Origin of the sequence: Pseudomonas sp. GM55 (assembly GCF_000282395.1) — a bacterium.
In the GTDB taxonomy this organism is placed as follows: domain Bacteria; phylum Pseudomonadota; class Gammaproteobacteria; order Pseudomonadales; family Pseudomonadaceae; genus Aquipseudomonas; species Aquipseudomonas fluorescens_CC.
In genome coordinates, this window is sequence record NZ_AKJJ01000086.1 from 1 (window position 1) to 20436 (window position 20436).

The 20436-nt window shown below is 60.9% G+C and carries 23 protein-coding genes; 9 read left to right on the forward strand and 14 right to left on the reverse strand.

Translation table 11 applies throughout. From position 1 onward, the window contains the following. Positions 1–103: 103 nt before the first annotated feature. Together PMI31_RS21360 and PMI31_RS21365 are read right to left on the reverse strand one after the other, a co-directional pair. Positions 104–1507, reverse strand: coding sequence for a sensor histidine kinase (locus PMI31_RS21360; RefSeq protein WP_008020524.1), 1404 nt, complete (start codon positions 1505–1507; stop codon positions 104–106). Continuing rightward, the gene (locus tag PMI31_RS21365) at positions 1485–2168 is read right to left on the reverse strand and encodes a response regulator transcription factor (protein ID WP_008020526.1); all 684 of its coding nucleotides are present in this window, start codon (positions 2166–2168) and stop codon (positions 1485–1487) included. The genes PMI31_RS21360 and PMI31_RS21365 overlap by 23 nt, the downstream gene beginning before the upstream one ends. Before the next feature lie 133 nt (positions 2169–2301). Between PMI31_RS21365 and PMI31_RS31430 the strand changes: the two genes are divergently transcribed. Further along, entirely contained in the window at positions 2302–2652 is a 351-nt protein-coding gene (locus tag PMI31_RS31430; RefSeq protein ID WP_052037661.1) for a hypothetical protein, read from the forward strand. A 108-nt stretch (positions 2653–2760) separates the two neighbouring features. On the opposite strand, the gene PMI31_RS21375 is transcribed toward PMI31_RS31430, so the two are convergent. Then, a complete protein-coding gene (locus PMI31_RS21375) occupies positions 2761–3366 on the reverse strand; it encodes a glutathione S-transferase (RefSeq protein WP_008020531.1) in 606 nt (201 codons plus the stop codon). Between the two features lie 370 nt (positions 3367–3736). Here PMI31_RS21375 and PMI31_RS21380 point away from each other — a divergent pair, with 370 nt between their 5' ends. The 3 genes from PMI31_RS21380 to PMI31_RS21390 all read left to right on the forward strand — a co-directional run bounded on the left by PMI31_RS21380 (position 3737) and on the right by PMI31_RS21390 (position 6302). Beyond that, positions 3737–4141, forward strand: a complete 405-nt coding sequence (locus PMI31_RS21380) for a TraR/DksA family transcriptional regulator (protein ID WP_007935965.1) — start codon at positions 3737–3739, stop codon at positions 4139–4141. 695 nt (positions 4142–4836) lie between these two features. After that, positions 4837–5970 carry a methyl-accepting chemotaxis protein gene (locus tag PMI31_RS21385; protein WP_443217028.1) on the forward strand — a complete coding sequence of 378 codons (1134 nt, stop codon included), beginning with the start codon at positions 4837–4839 and terminating at the stop codon, positions 5968–5970. A gap of 128 nt (positions 5971–6098) precedes the next feature. Beyond that, the gene (locus PMI31_RS21390; RefSeq protein WP_008020534.1) at positions 6099–6302 is read left to right on the forward strand and encodes a hypothetical protein; all 204 of its coding nucleotides are present in this window, start codon (positions 6099–6101) and stop codon (positions 6300–6302) included. Between the two features lie 5 nt (positions 6303–6307). Here the strand turns inward: PMI31_RS21390 and PMI31_RS21395 are convergent, their stop codons facing one another. The 3 genes from PMI31_RS21395 to PMI31_RS31435 all read right to left on the reverse strand — a co-directional run bounded on the left by PMI31_RS21395 (position 6308) and on the right by PMI31_RS31435 (position 7316). Further along, the gene (locus PMI31_RS21395; RefSeq protein WP_008020536.1) at positions 6308–6544 is read right to left on the reverse strand and encodes a DUF2789 domain-containing protein; all 237 of its coding nucleotides are present in this window, start codon (positions 6542–6544) and stop codon (positions 6308–6310) included. Positions 6545–6676: 132 nt separating this feature from the next. Then, positions 6677–6907, reverse strand: coding sequence for a hypothetical protein (locus PMI31_RS21400; RefSeq protein ID WP_008020538.1), 231 nt, complete (start codon positions 6905–6907; stop codon positions 6677–6679). Between the two features lie 160 nt (positions 6908–7067). Next, complete coding sequence (locus tag PMI31_RS31435) at positions 7068–7316, reverse strand: hypothetical protein (RefSeq protein ID WP_008020541.1); 249 nt, start codon at positions 7314–7316, stop codon at positions 7068–7070. 434 nt (positions 7317–7750) lie between these two features. Between PMI31_RS31435 and PMI31_RS21405 the strand changes: the two genes are divergently transcribed. The 4 genes from PMI31_RS21405 to PMI31_RS21420 all read left to right on the forward strand — a co-directional run bounded on the left by PMI31_RS21405 (position 7751) and on the right by PMI31_RS21420 (position 10074). Next, on the forward strand, positions 7751–8200 hold the full coding sequence (locus tag PMI31_RS21405) for a hypothetical protein (RefSeq protein ID WP_174245513.1): 450 nt from the start codon (positions 7751–7753) through the stop codon (positions 8198–8200). Further along, a complete protein-coding gene (locus PMI31_RS21410; RefSeq protein ID WP_008020544.1) occupies positions 8200–8403 on the forward strand; it encodes a hypothetical protein in 204 nt (67 codons plus the stop codon). Before PMI31_RS21405 ends, PMI31_RS21410 begins: the two co-directional genes overlap by 1 nt. 118 nt (positions 8404–8521) lie before the next feature. Then, positions 8522–9535, forward strand: coding sequence for an ABC transporter substrate-binding protein (locus PMI31_RS21415; protein ID WP_008020546.1), 1014 nt, complete (start codon positions 8522–8524; stop codon positions 9533–9535). A gap of 101 nt (positions 9536–9636) precedes the next feature. Next, complete coding sequence (locus PMI31_RS21420) at positions 9637–10074, forward strand: DUF3995 domain-containing protein (protein WP_008020550.1); 438 nt, start codon at positions 9637–9639, stop codon at positions 10072–10074. Between the two features lie 33 nt (positions 10075–10107). Here the strand turns inward: PMI31_RS21420 and PMI31_RS21425 are convergent, their stop codons facing one another. The 7 genes from PMI31_RS21425 to PMI31_RS21455 form a co-directional block, all read right to left on the reverse strand. Beyond that, positions 10108–10470 (reverse strand): Na+/H+ antiporter subunit G, encoded by a 363-nt coding sequence (locus tag PMI31_RS21425; RefSeq protein ID WP_008020551.1) that lies wholly within the window; start codon positions 10468–10470, stop codon positions 10108–10110. Beyond that, entirely contained in the window at positions 10467–10745 is a 279-nt protein-coding gene (locus PMI31_RS21430) for a K+/H+ antiporter subunit F (protein ID WP_007986253.1), read from the reverse strand. Before PMI31_RS21430 ends, PMI31_RS21425 begins: the two co-directional genes overlap by 4 nt. Further along, positions 10742–11230: a Na+/H+ antiporter subunit E gene (locus tag PMI31_RS21435; protein WP_008020553.1), complete on the reverse strand. Its 489-nt coding sequence runs from the start codon at positions 11228–11230 to the stop codon at positions 10742–10744. The genes PMI31_RS21430 and PMI31_RS21435 overlap by 4 nt, the downstream gene beginning before the upstream one ends. Then, a complete protein-coding gene (locus tag PMI31_RS21440; RefSeq protein WP_008020556.1) occupies positions 11227–12912 on the reverse strand; it encodes a monovalent cation/H+ antiporter subunit D in 1686 nt (561 codons plus the stop codon). The genes PMI31_RS21435 and PMI31_RS21440 overlap by 4 nt, the downstream gene beginning before the upstream one ends. Next, a complete protein-coding gene (locus PMI31_RS21445; protein ID WP_008020558.1) occupies positions 12909–13253 on the reverse strand; it encodes a Na+/H+ antiporter subunit C in 345 nt (114 codons plus the stop codon). Before PMI31_RS21445 ends, PMI31_RS21440 begins: the two co-directional genes overlap by 4 nt. After that, complete coding sequence (locus PMI31_RS21450) at positions 13253–16171, reverse strand: monovalent cation/H+ antiporter subunit A (RefSeq protein WP_008020561.1); 2919 nt, start codon at positions 16169–16171, stop codon at positions 13253–13255. The genes PMI31_RS21445 and PMI31_RS21450 overlap by 1 nt, the downstream gene beginning before the upstream one ends. A gap of 189 nt (positions 16172–16360) precedes the next feature. Next, complete coding sequence (locus tag PMI31_RS21455; RefSeq protein ID WP_008020564.1) at positions 16361–17149, reverse strand: AraC family transcriptional regulator; 789 nt, start codon at positions 17147–17149, stop codon at positions 16361–16363. A gap of 85 nt (positions 17150–17234) precedes the next feature. Here PMI31_RS21455 and PMI31_RS21460 point away from each other — a divergent pair, with 85 nt between their 5' ends. After that, a complete protein-coding gene (locus PMI31_RS21460; protein ID WP_008020567.1) occupies positions 17235–18233 on the forward strand; it encodes a bile acid:sodium symporter family protein in 999 nt (332 codons plus the stop codon). 171 nt (positions 18234–18404) lie between these two features. On the opposite strand, the gene PMI31_RS21465 is transcribed toward PMI31_RS21460, so the two are convergent. After that, positions 18405–20120: an amidase gene (locus tag PMI31_RS21465; RefSeq protein WP_008020569.1), complete on the reverse strand. Its 1716-nt coding sequence runs from the start codon at positions 20118–20120 to the stop codon at positions 18405–18407. Positions 20121–20436 lie beyond the last annotated feature (316 nt).

Here is a 20436-nt window from a genome sequence, read left to right on the forward strand (position 1 = left end):
CGAGCCTGCTCGCGATGGACGCAAGGTCGACGCGTCGAATCAGACTGCATGCGTTATCGTTGACGTCCATCGCGAGCAGGCTCGCTCCTACAGGGGATCAATTTCAGGCTTGAGGTATCAAACTCTCCCGACAATCGAGTACCAGCCGCGCGCCACCCAGTTCGCTGCTGCCCACCTCCAGCGTAAACCCGTGCAGGCTGACAATCGCTGCGACGATGGACAGCCCCAGCCCGAAGCCGCTTTTCTGATTGCCCGCCTCGGCGCGATAGAAGCGCTGGAACACCGCTTCACGTTCCGCCTCGGGAATGCCCGGGCCGGAGTCGAGCACTTCGATGCGCGTGTGCCCGCCATCGTTGACCCCGCGCAAGATCACCGCGCCACCGGGCGGGGTGAATTTGATCGAGTTGCTCAACAGGTTCGCCACGGCTTCGAACAGCAGTGCCCGGTCGCCATTGAGGGGTGGCAACGAAGCGGGCAGGTGCAGTTGGAACACCAGGCCGTCGTCTTCCGCCAGGGGCAGATAGAACTCATGCAGTTCCTGCAGCAACGCCACCGGGTCCAGTTGCACGAAACCGGAGCGGCGCTGACGGTCTTCCAGTTCGGAAATCCGCAGCAAGCCACGGAAACGCGCCATCAACGTATCGGCCTCGACCAGCACCAGGTCCAGTTGCAGGGCCTGCGGTGAACCTTCGCCGGCCTGCTGCTGCATGCGGTAAAGCTGCGCGCGCAGACGAGTCAGGGGCGTGCGCAGGTCATGGGCGATGTTGTCGCACACGCCCTTGACCTCGTTCATCAAGCGCTCGATGCGTTCGAGCATGGCGTTGACGATGGCGGCGAGCATGTCCAGTTCGTCACGTCGATTGGACAGTGGCAAACGCCGGCTCAGGTCGCCAGCAACGATGGCTTCGGCGCTGGCCTGGATGGCGCGAATGCGTCGCAGCGGCCGGCGCCGCAGCAGATACCAGCCGACGATGCCTGGCACGATGGTCAGGGTCACGCCCCAGAACAGGGCGTGAAGGATGATTCGGGTCACGGCGAACAGCGAACCGTTGTCGCGTACCAGCACCAGCCATCGGCCGTCGAGGGTGGGGGTCGCCACGGCGTCGCAACTGTCGGCGGGCAGCGTCTGCTCGCCGCTGTCGTCGGAGGCGTCGCAGTCGCGCAACGTGTGGATCCTGCCATCGAGCGGCAAGCCGTCCGGAATGTAGCGCAAGGCGCCGCTCAGGTAACGGTGCCGGGCATCGAACAGGCCGTAGGCGTCGATGCCGCGGATGTCGAAGGTCATGCTCACGGCGAGGGCGTCCACCAGTTGCTCGCCCGAGAAACGCGAGAACAGGTGCTGGCGTTGCATCAGCGAATGCTTGGCCAGGTTGTCCAGGTAAGCGGAAACCTCGTAGTACATGACCCCCATGAGAATCCCGCTCCAGATCACGAACAGCGAACTGTAGAGCGCCAGCAGACGGCTGCTGGAGGAGCGCCAGCCTTTAGACGGGTTCGGCAATGACATAACCCGAGCCTCGCACGGTCCGAATCAGTGGGACATTGCCAGGCGGGTCGATCTTCTTGCGCAGACGGCCGATGTGGACGTCGATCAGGTTGGTCCCGGGGTCGAAGTGGTAACCCCAGACTTCCTCGAAAATCATCATCCGCGAGAGGATTTGCCCGGTATTGCGCATCAGGAATTCCAGCAGTTTGTATTCGGTGGGCAATAGCGTCAGCAGTTGACCGTCGCGGCTGGCTTCGTGGCTGATGAGGTTCAGCTCCAGGTCCGCCACCCGCAGCGTAGTGGCCTGGGCGGTCACGGTATTCTGCCGGCGCAGCAGGACTTCGACCCGGGCGGCCATTTCATCGGTGGCGAAGGGTTTGGTCAGGTAGTCGTCGCCGCCGGCGCGCAAGCCGCGCACGCGCTCATCGACGTCGGACAGCGCGCTGATCATCAGGATCGGCGTGGCCACGCCCATGGTCCGCAGCGTGGTGACAATCGCCAGGCCGTCGAGCCCGGGCAACATGCGGTCGAGGGTGATCAGGTCATAGTTGCCGCTGACCGCACGCTCCAGCCCTTCGCGGCCATTGTCGACCCAGTCGACGTCGAGGCCGTGGCTACTCAATTCGGCGACAATTTCCCGGGCGGTCACGGCGTCGTCTTCGATGGTCAAGATGCGGGTCATTGGGCTGGCCTGATAAGCAGTTCAATACGAAGTTGCGAGCATTTTGCCAAGAAATGCCCGCGACTTAATAAATTAACTTTCATCTGGCCGGAGGCACTGTTCGCAACATTGATATCATTGGGCCATAACTTCAATGGAGTGCTGCATTGTGCGTAACTCGATCCGTTGTGGCTGGATGCCGATCTGTCTGTTGCTGTTCACTGTTTTCAGTTCATCTGCCTGGGCTGGCAATACACCCTGCTCCGGCAAGAAGGGTGGAATCGACCGCTGCGATGGCGATCTGTTCCTGTGCAATGACGGCTCCATCAGTGGGTCGAAAAAAAATTGCTCGGCAATGTTTGGCGGTCAAAGCCAGTCGCGACCGCAAGCGTTTGTCCAGGACCCGCAGGGTTGCTCCTGTGGCACCGGTTCGTTTTGTACCGGGCCCAGGGGTGGCGTTTACTGCCTGACCCCCAGTGGCAATAAAAGCTATAAGCGCAAATAAACAATGCATGTGTCGACTGACCCGGTGCCATCGTCGGAACGCCGCCCGGAGCAGGCTCGCTCCGGGCGGCGTTCCGACGATAGCGGCAGATCAGGCGAAATGAATCTGTCAGTCAATCGGCGTACTGACAAACACCTCAAGCCCCTCGGCATACTCCGTGAATGCGGCGATCTGAGGGAATTGCGCAGCACTCACCTGATCCGGCACCACCAGGTTGGTAAAACTCCAGGCCACGGCGAGGGTAATGCCGTCCTGCTCAATCGATCCGTCAGTCTTCAGCGGCTGCTTTTCCAGCTCTCGCTCAAGCGCTGAATAGGCTGCCGTCAGCTGTCCTTCGACCCGCTGCACCCAGGGTTCGAATTGAATCTCCGCCGGCCGCAGGTTGCGCTCGTAGTAAAGCTGCACGGACTTTTCGCTGGCGGCCAACGCCAGGCCAATCAGGCGCAATGCGCGCAGGCGTTGACCCGGTTCGGCGGGCATCAGGCTTTTTTTGGCCAGGGTTTCCAGGTAGTCGATGATCAGCGTCGAGTCCATCAACACCTCACCGTCATCCAGCACCAGCGTGGGCGCCTTGACCACCGGGTTGATCTGCCGGAATTGTTCGAAGTGGCGGAACACCGAGACCGACTGATGTTCCAGCGTGATTCCCAGGCGTTTGGCAGAAATGGCGGCGCGCCTTACATAGGGCGAGTCGAGCATACCGATCAGCTTCATGGTCCTTTCCTTTATATGGCCATTTCGGGAGGGACAACCTTAGCTGAGGTTCGCAACCCTGCAAATGACCGTGAAAAATGCCCGGTGCCAGCCGTTTGTCTTCTATATACAGCCGCTCGATTGAATTTCTTGCTATAAACGCACTCCGATTACCGCCTCAAAGCCTGCCGTAGAGCATTTTCAGGGCTTTGTCGGACAAATTCGCTGTCTTTTCAGTTGCTGAGGCCTCAAGTCGGCCTTAGACTGCCGCCCCTCGTAAATTGAGTGCCGGGTGGCGCTTGGAACAAACGGCGCCTTTCCGATGGCCTGCCCAGGTCTGCCGGAACGCTCCCTTATTCGCCTTAATGCACGTTTTTTTATAGAGATATCAATGACAAAGGACAAGTTGCTGGCCATGCCGGCGGATGACTACATGAATGCCGAGCAACATGCTTTTTTCTCCGAGCTGTTGCAGAACATGAAAGTCGAAACCCATGAGCGCATCGAACAGAACCGCATCGCCATCGAAAGCCTGGACACCCCGGCCGATCCGGCAGACGCCGCTTCGGTCGAAGAAGAGCGCACCTGGCTGGTGAACGCGATCGATCGCGACCAGCGCATGCTGCCTCAGTTGGAACAAGCGCTGGAACGCATCAAGGAAGACAGCTTCGGCTGGTGCGACGACAGCGGCGAGCCGATTGGGCTCAAGCGCCTGCTGATCAGCCCGACCACCAAGTACTGCATCGAAGCTCAGGAACGTCACGAGCAAATCGACAAGCACCAGCGTCAGGCCTGATTCTGCGAGGCAGCCCTTTGATCCGGGCTGCCTTGAAAAGATCGCAGCCTGTGGCAGCTCCTGCGCAATTGAAGCAGGCTGCGATCTTTGTTTTCTGCCGTCTTCGATTTCCCGGTTCTTCTATTGATCTGCTGCAACGTTCGCGACTAAAGGCTCATGGATAATGGCTTTATGGTGGCGTTTAATGCGAAGACAACAATTAGAAGCTTTCCGGGGTGACGATGATGACGAGAGACGGGTCTCTGGTTGCGGCAGTGCCTGCACCAGTGCTGTTGCCGAAAAACCGCTGGCTGACACCGACGCTGCAAAGCATCGCCCTGATGCTGTTGTTATGTGGCATGACGCTGGGTGAGTGGTCGCTCTACCTTGGCCTGCCCCTGGCCGTATTGATTATCTGGCTGCCTCGCCTGCGTTCGCGCGCGACCCCGGAGGCTGCTTTCCCCGACAACTCCGATGCCATCGGCGAGTTGACTCGCGATCTTTCCTACACCACCAGTCATAACGCGCTATCGGCTGCCGGTGTGGCTTTTTCGGTTCGGCAACTGGCGGAGAAGCTGCAATCGCAGCTCACGGCGGCGGCCCGGATCGTCAGCAATGCGGAGGTCATGATCACCACCGAACACGCCGCCTCGACGCTCAGTCGCCAGGCGTTGACTGCCGCCAGCGAGGCTCATCAAAGTGGCGCGGTCGGGCGTATGGAACTGATCGAGTCCATTGCGCGCATGCATCAGCTCAGCCAGCGCGCCAGCAACAGCCGCGAACTGATCGAAGCCTTGAGCCTGCGCAGCGATGATATCCAGCGCGTGACCCTGGTGATTCAGTCCATCGCCAGCCAGACCAATCTGTTGGCGTTGAACGCCGCCATTGAAGCGGCGCGGGCGGGGGAGCACGGTCGCGGGTTTGCCGTGGTGGCCGACGAGGTTCGTGGGCTTGCCGCGCGCACGGCGGCCGCCACGGGTGAGGTCGGCGAGATGGTGGCCGATATCCAGCAACGCACGGCGCAGGTGGTGGAGCAGATCCGCCAACTGTCCAGCGACCTCGACACCGGCGTCGGGCAGGTCGAACGGACGGGGCAGCACCTGGAGAACATTGCCCGTCTGGCGGCCAGTGTCGAGTCCCAGGTCGGAGAAATCGCCCAAGGGGCAGACACCAACCGTGAGCAACTCGACAGCCTGTTTCACGCCATCGAACAGATGCGCAGCGACCTGGCGGTCAGTGACCAGCAGACTCAACGTCTGGCCCATGCGGCGGTGCAAATGGAAGGGCAAGCCGAAACCATCAGCGAGCGACTTGCCGAGGTGGGGCTGGATGACTATCACCAGCGGATCTATGACCTGGCCCGGGAAGGCGCGAGCCAGATCGCAGCGCGTTTCGAGGCGGATATCGACGCCGGTCGAATCAGTCTCGACGACTTGTTCGACCGCGATTACCAAGTCATCCCCAATACCAGCCCGGCCAAGTACCAGACGCGTTTCGACCGTTACACCGATCAGGTTTTGCCAACCATCCAGGAACCGTTGTTACCGCGTCACGAAGGATTGGTGTTCGCCATCGCCTGCACCCAGCAAGGTTATGTGCCGACCCACAACCATGCGTTCAGTCAGCCATTGACGGGCGACGCGCAGATCGATGCCTTGCAGAACCGGACCAAGCGCAAGTTCGCCGACCGCACCGGGATCCGCTGTGGCAGTCATCAGAAGGCCGTGCTGCTGCAAACCTATACCCGCGACACCGGAGAGTTGATGCACGATCTCTCGGTGCCAATCATGCTCAAGGGCCGGCATTGGGGCGGTTTGCGCCTGGGCTACAAACCGGAAAAGCCGCGCTAGAAACACCGGCTGCCGGGCGACTGTTACACATTTTGCAATTAACCTGTGCAGGGTTTTGCTGTTTCCTCGGCGAAAGACTAATTAACATACCTATTAATTAGGTTGCTAATTAAGTTCGAGAGGTCAGCATGCAAGGCAAAGTTGATGTCGCGGTAATGATCGGCAGCGGTGTACCTGCCAATTTACGCTCCATGGGGCGCAAGGTGTGCTGGGTGGTATTGCTCAATGGCGAGCGCCGGGGCACGGCGTTCTCCAGTCGCGACGAAGCGGAGGAGTGCAGGGCTGCCTGGTTGGCGCAATTGAACGCCGAAAGAGCTGGCAGCCTGCATTGAGGTTGTCAGTGCGTCTGGTGCATGCGCAGGTTCAGGTCGTCGACCACCCGCGCCCAGTCGGCGTCTTCGCGTAATTGTTCTTTGAGGAAGCCGGCCTGTTGCGGTGACCAGAACTCGGCGTCGATGAGTTTCTTGTCGCCAGGCAGGGAATGGCCGGCAATGAAGTCGTCGATCGCTTTCTGGCTGGAGTCCAGGCCGAGCTGGTCGAACAGGCCTTTCAAGTCGTGTGTCGGTGATTCCATCTTCATCTCCTTGCTGGTCGTCGGTCAGGTCGAGGGGCAATGCGCGGTACCCTGGCTTCGAGGGCGCCGCACGGGTGGAGTTCGATCACGATGTTCAAACGCAACAGTGAGCATAGACCGCCAACCCGACAATCAGGCTTTCAATGCCCCCGCATCGACTGCCGCCTTCAGTTCCCTGGCCGATTCCTGGGCCGCAATGGCGGCGACATCCGGGGTTTTGAACCAGCGATCCTTTTCGACCTGGTGATACGTCACGGTCTTTAGCGGTGGTTTGGCGCGCATGACAATCACGGCCTGGAATTCACCGTCGATTTCTCTGGCTTCACCCCGGATAAAAAACTCGCCGATATCAAATTCCGTCACGTTGCAGACTTCCCCTGGAAATACATTGTTGTTGTCAACGTAACCCGATTTTTCCGGATCCGTTTTATTGGGCAGGCAGTATGGCAGTAGTTGCCCGTCGACGGCTGAGATAAGTCGACGGGCAGACCAAACGTCTATGGCAAGGAGCTCGGTGGGCATGTCAACTGTGTGACTCCAGAAACCGGGCGAGGGCGCAGGCTTCGTTATGATTGGCTCGGAAACCTCTTACGTAGCCTGTAGAAATTTCCTTGATATGAAAGAAGGCAATGCCCGCCATCACCACCTGAAATCGCGGGCGGGTCGGGACATCGGGAAGCGGTTCGTGGTGGCGGAACCCTGGCGAAGGCGAGATCGGTGCGGTTTCTGAGTCAGATACCAAGGCATAGGCAAAGTGTGTCAACGTGCACATATGAAGTCCTTTTCATTGTTTTATCGACGTATGTACGTCGTTTTGGCTAGTCTCCAAGAGCATCGCTGCTCTAGAATCACCTTCACTGGAGGGTGAATGATGTTTATCTAAAGCAATTTTTTACGCACGATATGTAGGAAAAGATTTTTTCTTGATGAGATTTTTCCCCGAAGTTGATAGTCCATAATTTTCTGGCAGCAGGAAGGGTGTTTTCCTTCAGCCTGTGACGAACGCCAGTCAGGACGACACGAGTGACGTTTCAGTAGTCTTCTCAAGCTTCGTGATGAATGAGTGCACTGCTCATTCAGGACATCAATCCGGGTTCTTTGGCTACACCTTCGGCATTGCCGCTTTTTTGGCTGTGCGTTTATTTTTCGCGCACGACACCATTTTTCAGATGTGGGGATGTTTCCTTGGCAGTAAGTAATCTCGATATGCATGCTTTGTTCGTGCTGGGTGATTTGCGCGCAAAGCTGGTCAAGCAGTTTCAGTCACGTTTCGTTTACATCACCGAACAGAACGCTGAAGGCATTTACATTGCCGAAATCGACACCGAATCAGCCCTGGTGGTGGACGACAAACCCGGACTCAAACTCAAGGTCGGCGATCATTTCAGCGCGTCCGTGTTGCCCAGTCGCGAAGGCGGCAAGCTGGACATCAGGTTCCGCGACATCAAGCTGACGGTTTACGGAATTGGTGATTATGCCTTCGTGACCTCGGCCGACGGTCAGGGGATTGTGTTCAAGGAGGGGCACAGCGTGGTGATGGTGTTTGCCGCTCATCAACAGTTGCAGGAAGGCCTGACCAAGACCCTGAAAGCCGTGACCGCCAAAGCGGCCAAGTGGCGCAAGGGCGAACTGGTGACCTTCAAGGCCAGCGAGTGATGACCCTGACCCGCGCCGATTTCCACGAGCAGAACCTGGCCAGCGCTCAAGACGACGCGCGGCGGCTGTTCGGGCAGAAGACCATTCTGCAAGGAGCCTGGCTGAATTGGGTGGCGTCACAGCTTTACCAACTGCAACCGGCGGAATACGCCAGCATGGTCAGGCGAGAGTTGATGCGTTTGCAGGAAACTTGCGAAAACTGATCCACGCACCTCGAAAGCAGGAACCTCTACTACAGTCAATGAACTGAGTATTCAGAGGCTTCGCGGTCTGCTGCCAGGCCATCCTGCTATTGCTGTGAACAGCACGAGGTGCAAAAGCATGAACGGATTTCGACGGTTGCTGGCTGTTGTCCTGGCCACTTTCGGTTTGCTGGCGACACCGGCCCCGGCGTTGGCCGCCCAGGCACCAATTCACTTCGCCGACCTGAACTGGGAAAGTGGCAGCCTGATTACCGATGTCCTGCGCATCATTGTCGAGAAGGGCTACGGGCTGCCGACCGATACCTTGCCGGGCACCACCATCACCCTGGAAACCGCGCTGGCCAACAATGACATCCAGGTCATCGGCGAAGAGTGGGCCGGGCGCAGCCCGGTCTGGGTCAAGGCGGAAGCCGAAGGCAAAGTCGTCAGCCTCGGCGACACGGTCAAGGGCGCTACCGAAGGCTGGTGGGTGCCGGAATATGTAATCAAGGGCGACCCGGTCAAGGGCATCAAGCCGCTGGCGCCGGACCTGCGCAGCGTCAGCGACCTGCCGCGTTACAAAGACGTGTTCAAGGACCCGGAAGCCCCGAGCAAGGGGCGTTTCCTCAACAGCCCTATCGGTTGGACCTCGGAAGTGGTCAACAAGCAGAAGCTCAAGGCGTATGGGCTGGACGACAGCTACGTGAATTTCCGCAGCGGTTCGGGCGCGGCACTGGATGCAGAGATCAGTTCGTCAATCCATCGTGGCAAGCCGGTGCTGTTTTACTACTGGTCGCCCACGCCGTTGCTCGGCCGGTTCAAGCTGATTCAACTCGAGGAGCCACCGTTCGACGCCGAAGCCTGGAAGACCTTGACCGACGCCGACAACCCCAATCCGCAACCGACCCGTTCCCTGGCCTCCAAGCTGTCGATCGGTGTGTCCACCCCCTTTCAGAAACAATACCCGCAAATTGTCGAGTTCTTCGCCAAGGTCGACTTTCCGATCGCCCCCCTGAACAAAGCGCTGGCCGAAATGAGTGAGAAACATACACCGCCGCGTCAGGCTGCGCAGGCGTTCATGAAGGCTCATCCGGACGTCTGGCGGGCCTGGCTGCCCAAGGATGTGGCGGATAAAGTCGCCGCCGGAATGTGAGCGGCCGCAGGTATGAACTTTTGGTCTTGCACTTGCCCGCGCATTACAGCAAAAGCCGGCTAGCCTGTTCTGTTCATATCCCTTTCAAGGATCTCTGAACCATGACCTTGTTGTTGGCTCAATGGCTGGTGACGATCTTCGCAGTGATCGGTCTGGTGCATGTGTATTGGGCGTTGGGTGGTGAGTGGGCGGCGGTGGCGGCGGTCCCGCAAGTACCGCAGGAGGGCAGCGCACAACTGCGGCCGGCGTTCAAGCCGCGAGGCTGGATCACGCTGGTGGTGGCTGCGATGTTGCTGTCGATTGCCGTGCTGGTGTGCTGGCGGGTGGGTTGGTGGCTGCCACCGTTGCATCACTGGTCGTTGCAGTGGGTGATCAGCGCGATTGCGATTTTGCTGTTTGCCCGGGCCATTGGCGATTCGGAGCTGGTGGGTTTTTTCAAAGAGGTCAAAGGCTCGAAATTTGCCCGGCTGGACACCTGGGTTTACTCGCCGTTGTGTGTGGTGTTGGGGGCCGGGTTGTTGGCGGTGGCATGGATTTGAGGCTGGCCGGTCCAGGCACTAAAAACCCTTGGTCTAACTGCCGCTCTCGGTCCGACGGCTGCTCACCTCGGCCGGCACATCATCCCCGGCCATGCGTTTGCGAAACAGTGCCGCCCGGGCCAGCAGCAAGGTGGTCACCGGTACGGTAATCGCCAGCAGGATCGGGATCAGCCAGGCGTGCAATACCGGCGCGGACTTGAGCGCCGAAAAGTAGATGATCGAAGCCAGTGCCACGCACCAGGCTCCGAGCGTCGAGGCCAGGGCGGGTGGGTGCATGCGCTGGAAATAATCCTTCATGCGCAGCAGGCCCGTGGCGCCGATCAACGCAAACAGACTGCCGAGCACCAGCAGGATCGCCACCGGGATTTCCACCCACATCGACAATGGTGGATTCATTCGATCACCTCACCACGCAGCAGGAATTTCGCCAGGGCGAACGAGCCGACGAAACCGAACAGTGCTATCAGCAACGCCGCCTCGAAGTACGTGTCACTGGCATAACGAATACCCAGCGCCAGCATCATCAGCATCGCGACGATGTACAGGTAGTCCAGCGCCAGAACCCGGTCCTGGGCCGACGGCCCCTTGAACAGGCGGATCAGCGTCAGGATCATCGCCAGGGAAAAGAAGAACAGGCTCAGCAGGATCGCGTTCGACAGCAACGGGCTCATTCGAAGATCTCCATCAGCGGGCGTTCGTAGGTCGCCTTGAAGTGCTGGATGAACAGCGCCTCATCGTCCAGGTCGAAGACGTGCAACAGCAAAATGCTGCGGTCCAGCGCCAGCTCCGACCAGACCGTGCCGGGCACCACCGTGGTGATCATCGACAGTGCGGCCAGGCCGTTGGCATCGCGCAGGTCCAGCGGCACCTTGATGAATCGCGAGCGGGGCGGGCGGCGACCCGCATTGAGCACGCTCCAGGCTACGGCGAGGTTGGACACCAGCACATCACGCCCGACCAGCAGAACCAGGCGCAGGATCACCCCTGGACGACGGATGCGTACCGGCAGCGGACGCAGCCGGCGCATCATCAGCGGCGCACAAAACCCCAGCGCCGCACCCAGCAGCAGATTGCCGGGGCTTGTCGACAGGTTCAGCAACAGCCACAGCAGCCACAAGGCCAGCGACAGCAACGGTGCAGGAAACAGACGCTTCATGGCTGCACCTCCTGCGGGGTCGCCTTGGCCGTCGGGTTCGGTACGACGCGAGTATCGAGCACGGCCATCACGTATTGCTGCGGGTTGTACAAAGTATCGGCGGCGGCCTGGGTGTAGCGCAGCAGCGGATCTGCCTTGAAGGTCAGCACAATACTCAAGCCCAGCAGCACGAAGATCGGCACGCACTCGAAGCGTCGCAGCAGGGGCGACGGTCGTTCCGCCGGAGTCCAGAAACGCTGGACGCCCAAACGCGAGAACGCGATCAGCGACGCCAGCCCCGACAAAATCAACAACACCAACAGGCCCCACGCGGCGCTGGAAATCGGTGCATCACCGCTGTTGCCCAGACCCAGCGGATTGAGCAGGGCACCGATCAACCCGAGTTTGCCGATAAACCCGGAGAGCGGCGGCATGCCGATGATCAGCAAGGCGCAGGCGATGAAGCTCAGACCGAGAAACGCCATGGTCCAGGGAATCACTTGGCCGACCACGGCCTTCTGTTCGTCGTCGAGATTGGTGCCTTTGGGCGGATGCAGGGATTCCAGCGGGCGGGGCAGCAGTTCGGTTTCATCTTCGAGCAGGACTTCGTTGGCCGAGCGCGAGCGCTCGATCAGTTCGGCCAGCAGGAACAGTGCGCTCAACGCCAGGGTCGAGCTGAACAGGTAGAACAGCGCCGCGCCGACCAGGTTCGGCTGGGCGAAACCGATGGTCGACAACAGAATGCCCGCCGACACCAGAATGCTCAGGCTGGCCATGCGCTCCAGGCGCTGCGCGGCGAGGATTGCAATGGCGGCGCAGACGATGGTCGCCATGCCGCCGTAGATCAGCCACTCACCACCAAAGAACGCCGATGCCCCTGCCTGGGCGGAGAACAGCAATGTCCACAGGCGCAGCAAGGTGTAGACGCCCACCTTGGTCATGATCGCGAACATCGCCGCCACCGGCGCGCTGGCCGAGGAATAGGCTGGCACCAGCCAGAAGTTCAGTGGCCACATGCCGGCCTTGGCCAGAAACGCGATGGCCAGTATCCCGGCGCCGGCGTGCAGCAAGCCCCGATCGGCTGCGGACACCAGCGGGATTTTTACCGCCAGGTCGGCCATGTTCAGCGTGCCGGTGACGCCATAGATCAGCGCCGCGCCAATCAGGAACAGCGACGAGGCCAACAGGTTGATCGAGATGTAATGCAGCCCCGACGACACCCGCGCCCGGCCCGAGCCGTGGAGCATCAACCCGTAGGACGCGGCCAGCAACACCTCGAAAAACACGAACAGGTTGAACAGGTCAGCGGTGAGGAACGCGCCATAAAGGCCCATCAACTGGATCTGGAACAGCGCGTGAAAACTCGAACCGGCGCTGTCCCAGCGGGCCATGGCGAACAGCAGGGCACTGACGCCGATGATCCCGGTCAGCACCAGCATCAGCGCCGACAGGCGATCGACCACCAGCACCAGGCCGAACGGCACTTGCCAGTTGCTCGGCAGGTACACGCCGATGGAGCCGGGCACACCGGTGGTTTGTGTCCATTGCAACAACGCCACGGCAATGCCCAGTCCGAGCAAGCTGGAGAACAGGTTGATCTTCGCCTTGAGCGGCCGGTGCTTCTCACCGAGCATCAGCATGATCGCGGCGGTCAGCAGCGGCAGCAGAATGGGCGCGACGATCAGGTGGGTCATCGCCATCATTCCCTGGGCTCCCGGCCATCCACATGGTCGGTGCCGGTCAGGCCCCGGGAAGCCAGCAGCACCACCAGAAACAGCGCGGTCATGGCGAAGCTGATGACGATCGCCGTCAGCACCAGTGCCTGCGGCAACGGGTCGGTGTAATGCAACAGGTCCTGAGGTATGCCGTCCTTGATGATCGGTTCCTTGCCGATGAACAGGCTGCCCATGCTGAAAATGAACAGGTTGACCCCGTAGGACAACAGGCACAGGCCCATGACCACCTGGAACGTCCGTGGGCGCAGGATCAGCCAGACGCCGGACGCGGCCAGTACGCCGATGGCGATTGCGATGACTTCTTCCATCAGACGGCTCCCTTGGCGGTAACGGATTTGGGCTGGGCAGCGGTTTTGTGACCCCGCACCGATTGGTGGGCGAGGGCCGTGAGGATCAACAGGGTCGAGCCGACCACCACGCCGTACACACCGATGTCGAAGAACAGCGCGCTGGCCAGGTGAATGTCACCCAGCAGCGGCAATGAGACGTGCCAGGTGTGGGTGGTCAGGAACGGATAGCCGACCACCATGGCACCCAGGCCGGTGGCCGTGGCAAACAGCAGCCCGGTGCCCATCCAGCGCAGCGGCCGCAGGCTCATTTGCGCCTCGACCCACTGCGTGCCGGCGACCATGTATTGCAGGATGAACGCCACCGACATCACCAGCCCGGCGACAAAGCCGCCACCCGGTTGATTGTGCCCACGCATGAACAGGTAGAACGACACCACCAGCGCTACCGGCAACAGCAGGCGCACCAGCACCGCCGGCACCATCATGAAGCCGAGCGCGGTGTCGCTGGCGTGACGCGGGTTGACCAGGTCGGTGACCACATCCGGTGCGAGCAAGCGTTGCTGGGCCGGCAGTTGCAGGCTTTCCTTCGGCGGACGGAAGCGGCGCAGCAGGGCGTACACGGTCAGGGCCACGGCCACCAGCACGGTGATTTCACCGAGGGTATCGAAACCACGGAAGTCCACCAGCATCACGTTGACCACGTTGCTGCCGCCGCCTTCGGGCAAGGCGCGACTCAGGTAGAAGGAGGAAATGTCGTTGGGGGTCTGGCGCGTCAGCATGGCGTAGGCCAGCAACGCCATGCCGACACCGACGGAAGCCGACAGCAGCAAGTCGCGGATACGCCGCACCCGCGCCCGGCGCAAGCTGCCTGGTAGCGGCGAGACTTCTTCGATCCGTCGTGGCAGCCAGCGCAGGCCCAGCAGGATCAGCACCGTGGTCACCACTTCGACCGCCAGTTGGGTCAGGGCCAGGTCCGGCGCCGAAAACCAGACGAAGGTGACGCAGGTCATCAGACCGCAGACGCTGACCATGGTCAGGGCTGCGAGCCGGTGATACTTGGCCTGGTAGGCCGCGCCAAGGGCACAGGCAATGGCCAGCAACCACAGGGTAACGAAGACGATCGAGCCAGGGATTTTCGGCCGGTCACCCCAGTGCAGGCTGCTGTGCAGCATGGGAATCAACCCGGCCAGCACGGCGGCGAGCACCACCAGGAACAACTGCATCTGCAGGCGCCGGGTGCCAATCCGGGGCTCCAGGCGACGGGCCAGGCGCATGACGGCGACCAGTGCGTATTCGAACAGGTGCTTGCCATCCAGGCGACCGATCACGGGCGGACGGTTGAAGCGTCCGCGCTTGAATTGATTGCGCAGCAGCAGATAGAGCACAGTGCCGCAGGACAACGCGATCAGGCTCATGATCATCGGCGCGTTCAGGCCATGCCAGATAGCCAGGCTGTATTCGGGCAGCGTGCCGCCGACCACCGGTTGCGCCGCCGCCGCGAGCAGCGGGCCGACCACCTGGGCCGGGAAGATCCCCACCAGCAGGCAGGTGAACACCAGCAGCTCGACTGGCGCACGCATCCAGCGCGGTGGCTCGTGGGGCGTGTGCGGCAGGTCGGTCGCGGGCGGACCGTAGAACACATCCACGGTGAAACGCAGGGAATAGGCCACGCTGAAGGTACCGGCAATCGTTGCCACGATCGGCAAGCTCAATTCGACCCAGCGCGTGGCATTGATGAACACGGTTTCGGCGAAGAACATTTCCTTGGACAGGAAACCGTTGAGCAACGGTACCCCGGCCATCGAGGCGCTGGCGACCATGGCCAGAGTGGCGGTAAACGGCATCAGCTTGTACAGGCCACTGAGCTTGCGGATGTCGCGGGTGCCACTTTCGTGGTCGATGATCCCGGCGGCCATGAACAGCGAGGCCTTGAACGTCGCATGGTTGAGGATGTGGAACACCGCGGCCACGGCGGCCAGTGGGCTGTTCAAACCGAGCAGGAGTGTGATCAGGCCGAGGTGGCTGATGGTCGAGTAGGCCAGCAGCCCTTTGAGGTCGTTCTGGAACATCGCGCAATACGCCCCGAGCAACAGGGTGCAGGCACCGGCGCCGCTGACGATGTAGAACCATTCTTCACTGCCCGACAGCGAAGGCCATAGCCGCGCGAGCAGAAACACCCCAGCCTTGACCATGGTCGCCGAGTGCAGGTACGCCGACACGGGGGTCGGCGCGGCCATGGCGTGGGGCAGCCAGAAATGAAAGGGAAATTGCGCGCTTTTGCTCAGGGCGCCGATCAGGATCAGGGGCAGCAGAATCGGATAGAGGGTGTGGGCGCGAATCAGATCGCCGGCGGCCAGGACCTTGTCCAGGTCGTAGCTGCCGACCACATGGCCAAGCAGCATGACCCCCGCCAGCAGGCACAAACCGCCCGCGCCGGTCACCATCAGCGCCATGTAGGCGCCGCGCCGGGCATCGGCGCGATGGTGCCAGTAGCCAATCAACAGGAACGAGAAGAGGCTGGTCAGCTCCCAGAAAAACACGATCTGGATCAGGTTGCCGGAGATCACCAGCCCGAGCATGGCGCCCATGAAGGCCAGGAAAAACGCGAAGAATCGTGGTACCGGATCGTTCGGCGACATGTAGTAGCGGGCGTACAGCGAAACCAGGGTGCCAATGCCCAGCACGAGCATGGAGAACAGCCAGGCGAAACCGTCCATGCGCAGGACGAAGTTCAGGCCCAGGCTGGGCAGCCAGGTAAACTCTTCGCGAATGACGCCACCATGGGCGATCTGCGGGTACAGAAACGCGACCTGAAGGGTGCCGACAAGGGCGATCAGGCCGGCCAACAGGGATTCGGCGTTTCGTGCATTGTGCGGCAACACGGCCGCCAAACAGCTGCCAATGAAAGGCAGAAGCAGTAGAACTATCAGGGACATAGGCTTCTAATCTGCGGAAGTTTGTGAAGCATCATACGTGCCAGCTCCCGGATCACCAAACGCCAAGCTGTCGCAGAATCCTACACGGTAGCCGGAAAAGCCCTGATTCACATTGTTTCAGAGGGTATGACTTCAACTGGGTGGGGTCCCCTTCGCGAGCAGGCTCCTGCAGGTTGTCTTGTGCAGGGTTTAGCGGAAGAACTCCCCTGGTGTTTCGCCGAACTGCTGGCGGAAGGCAGCGATGAATGCCGACGTCGAGTCATAGCCACAGGCCAATGCGACGTCGGTCACTCGTTCGCCCTGTTCCAGTGGCGTCAGGGCGCCGAGCAGGCGCAAGCGCTGTCGCCAGGCGCGAAAGGTCAGGCCGGTGTCGCGCAGGAACAGGCGACTGAGGGTTTTCTCGGTGACGCCGAATTTGTCGCTCCAGTGACTGAGCGTGGTCTGTTGCTCCGGGTGCGACTCCAGGCTTTGCGCGATCTGCCGCAATCGGCTGTCCTGGGGCAGCGGCAGCATCAAGTCGATCTGTGGCGCTTCAGCCAGCTGATCCAGTATCACCTGGGCCAATCGACCGTGGGGGCCGTTCTGATCGTATTCCACCGGAATCTGGCTGAAGGCACGGATCAGCTCGCGCAACAAATCGCTGACCCCCAGCACGTGACAGCCCGGCGGCGCCCACGTCGAGACGCTGCAATCGATGTACAGGCTGCGCATTTCCGTGCGCGGTGAACTGAACACCTGGTGCGGCATGCCCGCCGGAATCCACACCGCACGTTCCGGCGGGGCCACGAAACGCCCGGCGCCGGTCTGTATTTCGAGCACGCCCTGAATGGCATAGGACAGCTGCACCCACGGATGGCTGTGACGCCGGGTCAGTGCGCGATTGGGCAGCGATTCGGTACGGCCGTAGAGTGGCCGTGGCAGGCTGGACAGCCCGGGAATACTGCGCCGGATACTTTTGTCATGTCCTTTAGGCGGCATCTGCTGGCTCATCGGCGTTAGTCGGTAATTCCCAAGCACGTTAGAGTCGCTTTCACGTACTGGCAACCCCCGGATGATCAAGCCCATGACTCGCCCCCGTTTGTTACCCGACAACTTCACCCTGACCCTGATCGGCGTGGTGACGCTCGCCAGCCTGCTGCCCGCCAGCGGCCAGGTCGCGGTCGGTTTTGGCTGGTTGACCAACATCGCCATCGCGCTGTTGTTTTTCCTGCATGGCGCCAAGCTGTCCCGCGAGTCGATCATTGCCGGTGCCGGGCACTGGCGCCTGCATCTGCTGGTGTTCAGCCTGACTTTCGTGCTGTTTCCCTTGCTCGGTCTGGCGCTCAAGCCGCTGTTGTCGCCGCTGATTGGCAATGACCTGTACATGGGCATGCTTTACCTCTGCGCGCTGCCCGCCACGGTGCAGTCGGCGATTGCCTTTACTTCGCTGGCGCGGGGCAACATCCCGGCGGCGATTTGCAGCGCGGCGGCGTCCAGCCTGTTCGGGATTTTTCTCACGCCGTTGCTGGTGACCTTGCTGCTGAATGTGCACGGCGAAGGCTCCTCGACCCTCGACGCCATCCTCAAGATCAGCGTGCAGTTGCTGCTGCCGTTCATTGCCGGGCAAATTGCGAGGCGCTGGATCGGCAACTGGGTGGCGCGCAACAAGAGCTGGTTGAAGTTCGTCGATCAGGGCTCGATTCTGCTGGTGGTCTACGGCGCATTCAGCGAGGCGGTGATCGAGGGCCTCTGGCATCAGATTCCGTTGCTGGATCTGCTCGGGCTGGTGGTGGCGTGCTGCGTGGTCCTGGGGTTGGTGCTGATGGCCTCGACCGTATTGGGCAAGGCATTCGGCTTCAATCAGGAAGACCGCATCACCATTCTCTTCTGCGGTTCGAAGAAAAGCCTGGCAACCGGTGTGCCGATGGCGCAGGTGTTGTTTGCCGGTAGCACCATTGGCGTGCTGATCCTGCCGTTGATGCTGTTCCACCAGATTCAACTGATGGTCTGTGCGGTGCTGGCGCAGCGTTTTGCCAATCGGCCGGAGTCGATCCCGGAACTGATGGCCCAGGTCGATCCCTGATGATTCGGGACTGGAGCCCGTGTTGCTCCAGTCCCGTTTTTTTTGGGGTTCTTCACGCAATCCCGTGAAACTGTAGGAGCCGGCTTGCTGGCGATGGACTCAAGTGCGCCGCGTTTATCCGGTTTACACGCGTTATCGTTAACGACCATCGCTGGCAAGCCAGCTCCTACATTACCGCTGGTCAGCCGCCAATGGCGGAGTACGTGGCGGGATCATGCGTTTGTTCCCGGTCGACTCGAACGCCGACGCCAGGTGCAGCAAATTGGAGTCGTCATAGGCGCGACCGGCAAAGGTCAGGCCGACCGGCATGCCGATGTCCGGCATCACACCCATCGGCACGGTGACCGTTGGCACGCCGAGGTGACGGATGGCGAGGTTGCCGTTGGCGACCCAGACGCCGTTGCTCCAGGCGATATCCGCCGATTGCGGATCGACATCGGCATTCGCTGGTCCCACATCGGCGACCGTCGGGAACAGCACCGCGTCGAGGCCCAGGCGATCCATCCAGTCTTCCAGATCGATCTTGCGGGTCTTTTCCAGTCCGCGCAGGCCGTCCGGCACCGTGCTGATCTGGTCCCACGGTGTGATGCCGCGTTCGGCCATGCGCACGTATTCGTCCATGCCAGCGGCAAGGTCGCCCTCGCGGTTGGGCAGGGTGCCCGGGTCGTGAGGGAAGATCTGCGGGCCGTCGACATCGACCAGACGGTTCAGTTTGGGATCGCCGTTCGCTTGCAGGAAATCATCGAACGCCCAGGCAGTCAGGTCCCACAGTTCATGGTGCAGAAATTCCTTGGAGACGATGCCGCGATTGAACACGGTCGGCGCGCCTGGGCGATCGCCTTCGCAATTGGAAACCAGCGGGAAGTCGACTTCGAGCACTTCGGCACCCGCGGCCTCGAGGGCCTTGCGCGCCTGTTCCCAGAGCCCGATCACCGAAGGACGGGTGTTGATGCGCTGGCCGGTCGGCCCACCGATGCCCGGCGCTTCGGAGGTGCCCGCCTCAGGATCGGCGTTGATGTACATGCGCGGAATGCCGAACTTCTTGCCTTTGAGCGCTTCGCTGTTCGCAGCCAGCGCGGCATAGGATTCAGGGCGTACCTCAGACGATTTCGGAATTGGCACCCAAGGCTGCAAGCGCCACAGGTCGCCGCGGGTGTCCGGATCATCGGCCACCACCACGTCGAGCACTTCGAGCAGGTCGGCCATGGTCCGGGCAAACGGCACGACCACGTCCATGGTCGGGGTCAATGGCCAGTTGCCGCGTACCGAGATCACCCCGCGTGAAGGGGTGTAGGCGCACAAACCATTGTTCGAGGCCGGGCCACGGCCGCTCGACCAGGTTTCTTCCGCCAGGCCGAAGGCCGAGAAACTGGCCGCGGTCGCCGTGCCGGCACCGTTCGAGGAGCCTGAGGCGAAAGGGGCGGTGAGGTAGTCGGCGTTGTACGGGCTCTCGGCGCGGCCGTAGACACCGCGCTGCATCCCGCCGTTGGCCATCGGCGGCATGTTGGTCTTGCCCAGGCAGATCGCCCCGGCGGCGCGCAGGCGTTCGATGGTGAATGCATCGCGATAGGCGACCAGGTCCTTGAAGGCCGGGCTGCCGGAAGCGGCAGTCAGCCCCTTGACCAGATAACTGTCCTTGGCGGTGTAGGGGATGCCGTCCAGAGGTCCCAGTACCTGGCCCTTGGCGCGGCGGGCGTCGGAGGCCCGGGCCTCGGCGAGCGCTTCGGGGTTGCGCACCACGACCGCGTTCAGGGCAGTGGGTGTTTCGGGGCCGTCATAGGCGTCGATCCGCGCAAGATAAGCCTGGACCAGCTCAACCGAGGTGGTTTGGCCGGATTCGAGCGCTGCGCGCAACTGGGCAATGGAAACTTCGGTGACTTCGATCATGCTGCCACCGCCATTTGCAGGTGGAGGGTCCCAAGCACTTCACTTTTCTCGAAATGGACATTCATATCGTTATTCTCGTTGCACTGTGTGGCACGACAGGGTCGGGTGTTAAAAATACTGAGCACTATTTAGCATTAAACCGGGATTTTAGGAATCCGTTGTCCAATTTATCTTACAGGTGACAGAAAAAAGGTTCTTCACTCATTCCCGGGAAACACCGATAACGCAATACCTGTAGGAGCCGGCTTGCCGGCGATGGACTCAAATGCGCCGCGTTTATCCGGTTTACAGCGTTATCGTTAACGACCATCGCTGG